This is a genomic window from Polaromonas sp. P3_C2 (assembly GCF_056402675.1).
The window spans coordinates 1-7,802 of record NZ_JBFUGX010000147.1 but is presented as its reverse complement, the minus strand read 5'-3'; the positions used below and the strand labels follow the sequence as shown (position 1 = coordinate 7,802).

The 7,802-nt window shown below is 61.3% G+C and carries 7 protein-coding genes and 2 tRNA genes; 2 read left to right on the top strand and 7 right to left on the bottom strand.

Going from position 1 to position 7,802, the window contains the following annotated elements:
• Positions 1-96: 96 nt before the first annotated feature.
• Both AC1DWI_RS08445 and AC1DWI_RS08440 read left to right on the top strand, forming a co-directional pair.
• A complete protein-coding gene (locus tag AC1DWI_RS08445; RefSeq protein WP_477669500.1) occupies positions 97-2,109 on the top strand; it encodes an ABC-F family ATP-binding cassette domain-containing protein in 2,013 nt (670 codons plus the stop codon).
• Between the two features lie 67 nt (positions 2,110-2,176).
• Entirely contained in the window at positions 2,177-2,680 is a 504-nt protein-coding gene (locus AC1DWI_RS08440) for a hypothetical protein (protein WP_457280831.1), read from the top strand.
• An 81-nt stretch (positions 2,681-2,761) separates the two neighbouring features.
• On the opposite strand, the gene AC1DWI_RS08435 is transcribed toward AC1DWI_RS08440, so the two are convergent.
• The 7 genes from AC1DWI_RS08435 to tolB form a co-directional block, all read right to left on the bottom strand.
• Positions 2,762-2,837 (bottom strand) — tRNA-Lys (locus tag AC1DWI_RS08435).
• 8 nt (positions 2,838-2,845) lie between these two features.
• Positions 2,846-2,921: transfer RNA gene (locus tag AC1DWI_RS08430), tRNA-Lys, on the bottom strand.
• A 93-nt stretch (positions 2,922-3,014) separates the two neighbouring features.
• Positions 3,015-3,794 (bottom strand): tRNA threonylcarbamoyladenosine dehydratase, encoded by a 780-nt coding sequence (locus AC1DWI_RS08425; protein WP_477669499.1) that lies wholly within the window; start codon positions 3,792-3,794, stop codon positions 3,015-3,017.
• 29 nt (positions 3,795-3,823) lie between these two features.
• On the bottom strand, positions 3,824-4,939 hold the full coding sequence (locus tag AC1DWI_RS08420) for a YeeE/YedE family protein (RefSeq protein WP_477669498.1): 1,116 nt from the start codon (positions 4,937-4,939) through the stop codon (positions 3,824-3,826).
• Positions 4,940-5,005: 66 nt separating this feature from the next.
• Positions 5,006-5,761: a tol-pal system protein YbgF gene (gene ybgF / locus AC1DWI_RS08415; RefSeq protein ID WP_457280991.1), complete on the bottom strand. Its 756-nt coding sequence runs from the start codon at positions 5,759-5,761 to the stop codon at positions 5,006-5,008.
• Positions 5,762-5,781: 20 nt separating this feature from the next.
• Positions 5,782-6,315, bottom strand: coding sequence for a peptidoglycan-associated lipoprotein Pal (pal, locus tag AC1DWI_RS08410; protein ID WP_477724665.1), 534 nt, complete (start codon positions 6,313-6,315; stop codon positions 5,782-5,784).
• A 61-nt stretch (positions 6,316-6,376) separates the two neighbouring features.
• The gene (gene tolB / locus AC1DWI_RS08405; protein ID WP_477669496.1) at positions 6,377-7,666 is read right to left on the bottom strand and encodes a Tol-Pal system beta propeller repeat protein TolB; all 1,290 of its coding nucleotides are present in this window, start codon (positions 7,664-7,666) and stop codon (positions 6,377-6,379) included.
• Positions 7,667-7,802 lie beyond the last annotated feature (136 nt).

Below are 7,802 nucleotides of genomic sequence, written 5' to 3'. Positions count from 1 at the left end.
GCTCAGCCCCGGCCTGGATGACTGGCGCAGCGCTTGCATGGCAAGCGTGTGCGACGCCCCACCGCTCCGAATACTTTTCCTGAAGCTTTTTATTAAATGATTACCCTTAAAAACGTCGTGCTGCGCCGCGGCGCCAAAGTGATTCTGGACGGTGCGTCCGTCACCCTCAACCCCGGCGAAAACGTTGGCTTGGTGGGGCGTAACGGCGCGGGCAAATCCTCGTTGTTTGCCATGCTCAACGGCACGCTGCATGAGGACGGCGGTGAGTTTTCGATTCCTACGCAATGGCGCATGGCCCAAGTAGCGCAGGACATGCCCGAAACCGAGCAAAGCGCCACCGAATACGTCATCGAAGGCGACGTAGTACTGATGGCCGCGCAGGCCGAAGTGGCGGCCGCCGAGGCCAGCGGTGACGGCGACCGCATGGCGCACGCGTATATGGAGCTGTACGACTCCGGCGCGCATGACTCGCAGGCCCGCGCGCAGGCATTGATCCTGGGGCTGGGCTTCAAGGTCAGCGAACTGGACAACCCCGTCAACAGCTTTTCCGGCGGCTGGCGCATGCGCCTGCAACTGGCGCGCGCGCTGATGTGCCCGTCTGACCTGTTGCTGCTGGACGAACCCACCAATCACCTGGATCTGGACGCACTGGTCTGGCTGGAAGCCTGGCTCAAGCGCTACCAGGGCACCATGCTGGTCATCAGCCATGACCGCGAATTTCTCGACGCCGTGACCGACGTGACGGTACATATCGAAAGCGCAAAACTCACTCGCTACGGCGGCAATTACAGCAAGTTCGAAGATTTGCGTTCCGAGCAGATGGCGCTGCAACAGACTGCGTTTTCCAAACAGCAGGACAAGATTGCCCACCTGCAGAAGTTCATCGCCCGCTTCAAAGCCAAAGCCAGCAAGGCCAAACAGGCGCAAAGCCGCGTCAAGGCACTGGACCGGATGGAGAAGATCGCCCCGCTGCTGGCTGAAGCCGACTTCACTTTCGAGTTCAAGGAGCCGGCCAACCTGCCCAATCCCATGCTGTCGATGCAGAACGCCTACTTCGGCTACCCACCGCTTGAAGACGCCCCGGAAGGTACGCCGCCCACAGTCATCGTGCAGAACGTCAGCAAGTCGGTGCTGGCCGGACAGCGCATCGGCATCCTGGGCGCCAACGGGCAGGGCAAGTCCACACTGGTGAAAACTGTGGCGCGYGCACTCGCGCCCATCAGCGGCGAGATGATTGAGGGCAAGGGCCTGAACATCGGCTACTTCGCCCAGCAGGAGCTGGACGTGCTGCGCCCGGCCGACAACCCGCTTGAGCACATGATCCGCCTTGTAAAGGAAGTCACCGCCGCCGGCAAGATGGGCAACCAGCCTACACGTGAGCAGGATTTGCGCAGCTTTCTGGGTAATTTCAATTTTGGCGGAGACATGGTCAAACAGGCCGTGGGCAGCATGAGTGGCGGTGAAAAAGCACGCCTGGTGTTGTGCATGATCGTCTGGCAGCGCCCCAACCTGCTGCTGCTTGATGAGCCGACCAACCACCTGGACCTGGCCACGCGCGAAGCCTTGTCGATGGCACTCAATGAGTTTGAAGGCACCGTCATGCTGGTGAGCCACGACCGCGCGTTGCTGCGCGCCGTCTGCGACGAGTTCTGGATGGTGTCCCAAGGCGGCGTCGCCCCCTTTGACGGCGACCTGGACGACTACCAGAAGTACCTGCTGGACCATGCCAAACGCCAGCGCGAGGAAGCCAAAAAGACCGGCAGCGCGACCCCGGTTGCCGCTGCCAAGTCAGTTACCCCCGCTGCGGCAGCTGAAGAAAAGAAAGCCGTGCCGCGCGAGACGCCCGAGCAACGCAAGCTCGATGCACAGCGCCGCCAGCAGCAGGCCGAAGCCACCAAGCCGCTGCGCAAGGAAATCGAGAAAATCGACCTTCGCATGAAGGCACTCACCAGCGAGCGCGACAGCCTTCAAGCGCTGTTGACCACCACCACCGCGCCGGCGGAGATCGCCCAGACCGGCAAGCGCCTCAAGGCCATCGAGGGCGAAATAGACATGCTGGAAGAACGGTGGCTTGAGCTGACCGAACAGATCGAGACGGCTGCAGTGTAAAGTGGCGAAAGGATCCTTGACGGCACCACGCCGCCGGGGTCACCCATTTTGTGAAAGGGCCCGATTGATGCCTTCAGCCTTGCACATGGCCGCGGACGACGCGGCACTTGAAGCCGCCGTCAAACGCAGCCGCAAACTGCTGAACAAGCGCGCCATGGTGGCGGCCGCAGCCAGTGCCGTGCCGGTGCCTGGGCTGGACTGGGCGGTGGACGCGGCGATGCTGTCCCGGCTCATCCCGGAAATCAACAGGGAGTTCGGTCTCACGCCCCAACAGCTTGACAGGCTGGAGCCCAGAAAGCGCGACCAGGTGCAAAAAGCCGTCACGCTGGTAGGTTCGGTGCTCATCGGAAAATTTATCAGCCGTGACCTTGTCATCAAGGCTGCCACCAAGATCGGCGTTCGCCTGACCACCAAACAGGTTGCCAAGTATGTGCCACTGGCCGGCCAGATCGTATCGGCCGCAGTCGGCTATGCGGCGATACGCTACCTGGGCGAAGAGCACATGAAAGACTGTATCCGGGTGGCGAAGCAGGCGGAGATGGAGCTGCCCTTGCTGGGCTACTCGGCTTGAGCCCGCAAAGCCCGCCTTCGGGAGTTTGTCAGCAGAACAACAAAAAAGGACCTAGCCTTGCGGCTAAGTCCTTGATGTACTTGGTGGGTTCTGACAGATTCGAACTGTCGACCTACGGATTAAGAGTCCGCTGCTCTACCAACTGAGCTAAGAACCCGGAAATTCTGGTGGGACCAGCGGGGGTCGAACCCACGACAAACGGATTAAAAGTCCGCTGCTCTACCAACTGAGCTATGGTCCCAAGAACGTATCTTGCGATACATCCCGGTATTTGCTGCTTCGAGGGCAGCAAAGCCTTGAATTATAGCGTGATTTTTTAAGCCTTCGCAAAAACTCAGGCCGCAATTTTGTCGAGTGCCCAGCCGGCCGCGCATAGGCCGAAGGTCGAGGTCACGCTGACGACCGATCCATAGCCGTGGCAGTTCAGACTGCCGTCGCTTTGGTCTGCGGCATCGGGCTGCAGCACAGCCTCGCGGCTGAAGACACAGGCTACACCTATCTTGCCTTTGCGTGCGCCGCCGTGCTCCTTGCGCAGYCGGTAACGCAACTGCGCCAGCAAGGGGTCGTGCGTGACCAGCGACAGGTCGTCGATGTCCACGCGGTGCGCCAGCCGCTTGCCGCCCGCGGCGCCTACACTGACCAGATTCACCTTGTTGGCAATCGCCCAAGCTGCCATGGCGGTTTTGGCTTTCACCTGGTCGCAGGCGTCGATGACGGCCAGCTGCTTGCGGTCAAAGCCCTCTTCGAGGCCCAGGATGCCCGGCCAGTTGGCGGCGTCGACAAATTCCTCGATGCCGTCCACGCGGCAGCCCGGGTGAATCTGCGCGATGCGTTCGCGCATGGCCTGCACCTTGGCCTGCCCCAGCGTGCTGTCCAGCGCATGGACCTGGCGGTTGATGTTCGATTCGGCGATGTGATCGAGGTCGATCAGGGTCAGGCGGGCCACGCCGCTGCGGGCCGCGGCCTCGGCCGCCCAGGAACCCACGCCGCCCAGGCCCACCACCACAACGTGCGCCCGGCGTATGCGCTGCGCCCCCGCCGCGCCGTAAAGGCGCGCCAGGCCGCCGAACCGGCGCTCCAAGTCGGCGGGAAGTTCTTCGATGAGGGATGTCATTGGAAATGCGGATCGTTGCCGGGACGTGCTCAGGCAGAACGTTCCAGCCGCCAGATCTGGTACTTCAATCCCGCCACGCAGCCCGCGAGAATGGCAGCCAGCGCCACAAAGCTGGTCGCGCTCAGGGTCGAGATGCCCGACAAGCCCTGTCCCACGGTACAACCCATGGCGCAGACGCCGCCTACGCCCATCAATGTGGCTCCCACCAGGTGATTGGCAGTGTCTTCCGCGTCACGAAAACCTTCCCAGCGGAAACTGCGCGACAGCACGGCGTAGACGGCCGAACCAACCACCACACCGAACACCGACACGATGCCCAGCGTGAGCACCTTGCTCTTGTCGCTGAAAAACATGAGCCAGTCTACGGTGTAAGCCACGGGCGAGACAAAACTCAGCGCCTCGGCGCGGCCCGAGTTGGTGGCGAGAAAGGCTTCCTGCAACGTCTCCGGATGTTCGGCCACATAGCCCAGGCGCCCGCTGACCCACCACATGGCCGCAATGACGCCGCCAATGCCCAGACCTGCAAGCAGGTTATCAAAGCGACGGAAGTCCTGGCCGAACAGCGCCCAGACGATAAGGCCCAACCCGATGAGGATGGCCAGGCCGATACCGGCGGCGGCGGGTGTGATACCGATGGCGCCGGCCACCCAGTTGGGCAAGGTCGCATTGGCCGTGAAATCGACGGCAATCTTGTCGACCGTAGCCACACGGACCACAGCCGTGATGCCTTTGAGTGTCGCAAAAGCTGCGATGCCCATCACGGCAAATACCACGACGGACTTGAGGCTGCCCCCTCCAATACGCACCAGCGTTTTGCTGCCGCAGCCTGAAGCCAGGACCATGCCAAAACCGAACATCGCGCCGCCCACCGATGCGGAAAGCCAGATAAAACGGTTGGAGGCATACAAGGTCTTGGATGGATCAATCACACCGGCCGCGGCCATGGTGAAAAACCCGATCATGGCTACACCAATCGCCATTCCCCACATGCGCATACGGGTCCAGTCACCCATGTTCACGATGTCGCTGACGGCGCCCATGGTGCAGAAGTGCGTTCGCTGGGCAATCGCGCCAAAAACCATGGCGAGAATAAAACCGGCCCAGAGAACGTGGGCCGTGAGACTATTGAGTGCGGAGATGTCCATCGCCCGATTTTAGGGGCGAATGATCTTTGCCCCCGGGCCAGCCGGATAGCCTGCCCGAGGTGCGGCTTACTTCAGCTTGGCCAGCCGTTCCTTGGCGACGGAAGCCGCCTCGGCCTGGGGATAGGTCTTGACCAGGTCCTCCAGCGTCTTGCGGGCCGACTTGGTGTCCTTGAGTTCCACCTGGCAGTTGGCCAGCGAAAGCATGGCCTCCGGCGCGCGCATATGATCGGGTTCAGCCGTCACGAGCGAGCGGAAATTAGTCACCGCGTCGCGGTAGTTGCGCAGGGCGTACTGCGCATTGCCCAGCCAGAACAGGGACGATGTCCGGTAGCCGGTTTGCGGATAACGCTTCAGGAAGCCCAGGAAGCTCGTCTGCGCTGCTGCGAAGTCGCCCTTGCGAAGCGTGGCCAGTGCGGTTTCGAACTCCTGTTTTTCAGCGGGCTCGGCCACAAATTCCTTGCCGTCCACATTGACTTTGCCGGGCTCGAACTTGCGCAGACGCTCGTCCACGCCTGTCGTCAGGTCTTTCTGGGTGCGCTGCATCTCGGCCACGCTGCGCGTCAGGTTTTCGTTCTGCCCACGCAGGTTGGCGACTTCGCTGCGCAGTGCCTCAATCTGATTGGACAGGTCGAGTACGCTGCGGCGCAACTGAGCGTTGTCTTCCGTGTTTTTCCGCACGTCATCGGCCATGCGCAGCTGCGACGCATCGACCTTTTGCCGCAAATCGAGGATCGCCCGGCGGGCCTCATCGTCTTCAAACAGGCCGGCGTTTGCATTGAACGCCAGCACGCAGGCCGCGGCTACCGCGGCATACCGAAACATGTTCACGGTTCGGGCCCCGTTTAACGGTAGTTGAGTTCAGCGCGGCGATTCTTCGCCATGGAGTMCTCATCAGAGCCCGTAGCTGCCGGCTTTTCCTTGCCGAAGCTCACGGCCTCGACTTGCGGATCAGCCACGCCCAGCAAGCCCAGCGCGCGGCGAACTGCCTCAGCGCGCCGTTGGCCCAGAGCCAGGTTGTACTCGCGGCCGCCGCGCTCGTCGGTATGGCCTTCAATAGCCATCTTGCGGCCCTTGTTGGCCGTCAGGTATTTGGCATGGGCCTCGATTGCTCCCTGGAACTCGGGCTTGACCACGTAGCTGTCGAAGTCAAAGTAGATGACCTTGGTGGTATTGGCAGGGCCCGCCAACGAGGCATCGGCGCCTTCAACCTGTACCGGCGCAACAGCACGGCCAGTCGCGCCTGGTGTACCGCCTTGCTGGGTCGTGCCGGTGCGATCCTCGACCGGCACGTCGTTCAGCTTGACGCCGGAACCGCAGGCTGCCAGCGTGGCCGCCAGGACAAGGGAGAAGATGATTGAAAAAACGGTGCGTTTCATGAAGTACCTCTACAAAAAAATAGGCCGTATGGAAAACAAAAATAATGCCGGGTGTTGCCGGTCACCGCTGGAAAGGGCCCCAATCGGGTTCCCGGATGTCACCGCTTGCCCCGGACAGTCTTGCCTTGATCTTGCCGTCCAGCGTTGTAGTCATCAGGGCTTCCCTGCCCTGCTGCTGGGTGGCATACACAATCAATCGGCTGTTGGGTGCAAAGCTCGGACTTTCATCGGCCGTGGTTTCGGTGATTGGAGTGACCGTACCGCTGGCAAGTTCCATGACGTGCAGCTTGAAGGCGCCGCCCACCCGGGAAACATAGGCCAGCCATCGACCGTCAGGGCTGAGCGCCGGGGAGATGTTGTAGGTCCCGGTAAAGGTGACCCGCTCGGCATTGCCACCATTGGGGCTCATGCGGTAGATTTGCGGCGCGCCGCCGCGGTCGCTCACGAAATAGATGTAGCGACCATCGGGCGAGAAGGCAGGCTCGGTGTCTATGCTGGAAGATTGAGTCAGCCGTTTGGGCTCGCCCCCATTGAGGCCGATCGCATAAAGCTGCGAACCACCGTCGCGGCTCAGCGTCGCCACCAACTGTTTGCCGTCCGGCGACCATGCGGGCGCGCTGTTGGAGCCTCGAAAGTTGGCCAGCAGGCGTCGCTTGCCGGATGCCACGTCGTGTGCGTAGATCACCGGCTTGCGCGACTCAAACGACACATAAGCCAGTTGGGAGCCGTTAGGTGACCAGGCGGGCGAAATAATGGGTTCGGGGCTGGTCAGGGCCGACTGCGCGCCCTCACCGTCGGAGTCGGCCACCCAGAGGTTGTATTTCTGGGCCGCCTTGGTCACGTAAGCGATACGCGTCGAGAAAATGCCTTTTTCGCCAGTGAGTTTTTCATAGACAAAATCGGAAATGCGGTGTGCAGACAGCCGCAAGTCAGCAGGCCCTACCGTGTAACTCTGGCCTCCCAAATCCTGTCCGCGCACGATATCCCAGAGGCGAAGACGAACATCAAAACGACCATCTGCCAACGGGGAAATGCTGCCGGTCACCATCGAATCAGCGCCTTTTTGCTTCCAGGCAGCCAGATCCGGGCGGGTATTCTCATCCGCGACGATCCCTGCGGTATCGATCGGTCGAAACATGCCACTACGTTCAAGGTCTGCCCGGACGATGGCGCCGATCTTTTGCGGTGCCTGCGCTTCTCCCCGAAACGTGGCGATGGCGATGGGCAGTTGGGTCAGGCCAACTCCGGAAACCTCAACGCGAAATTGCGCCAGAGCCGGCACTGCCGGGAGCGTGGCAGCAACCAGCATTCCAGCAATGGTGCGACGGCGAATAAGGGGTGTGATGCTCATGGTTTTTTTTCAGGTCAATGCAAATGCGTTATTTTGATGGGTGTTTGAGGGGCAATCTGGCCCAGCCCTTTCTCCGCCTGCGTGACAGCAGTTTTCATGCGCTGGAGCACCCTGTTTTTATTGATGGATTCCTGGT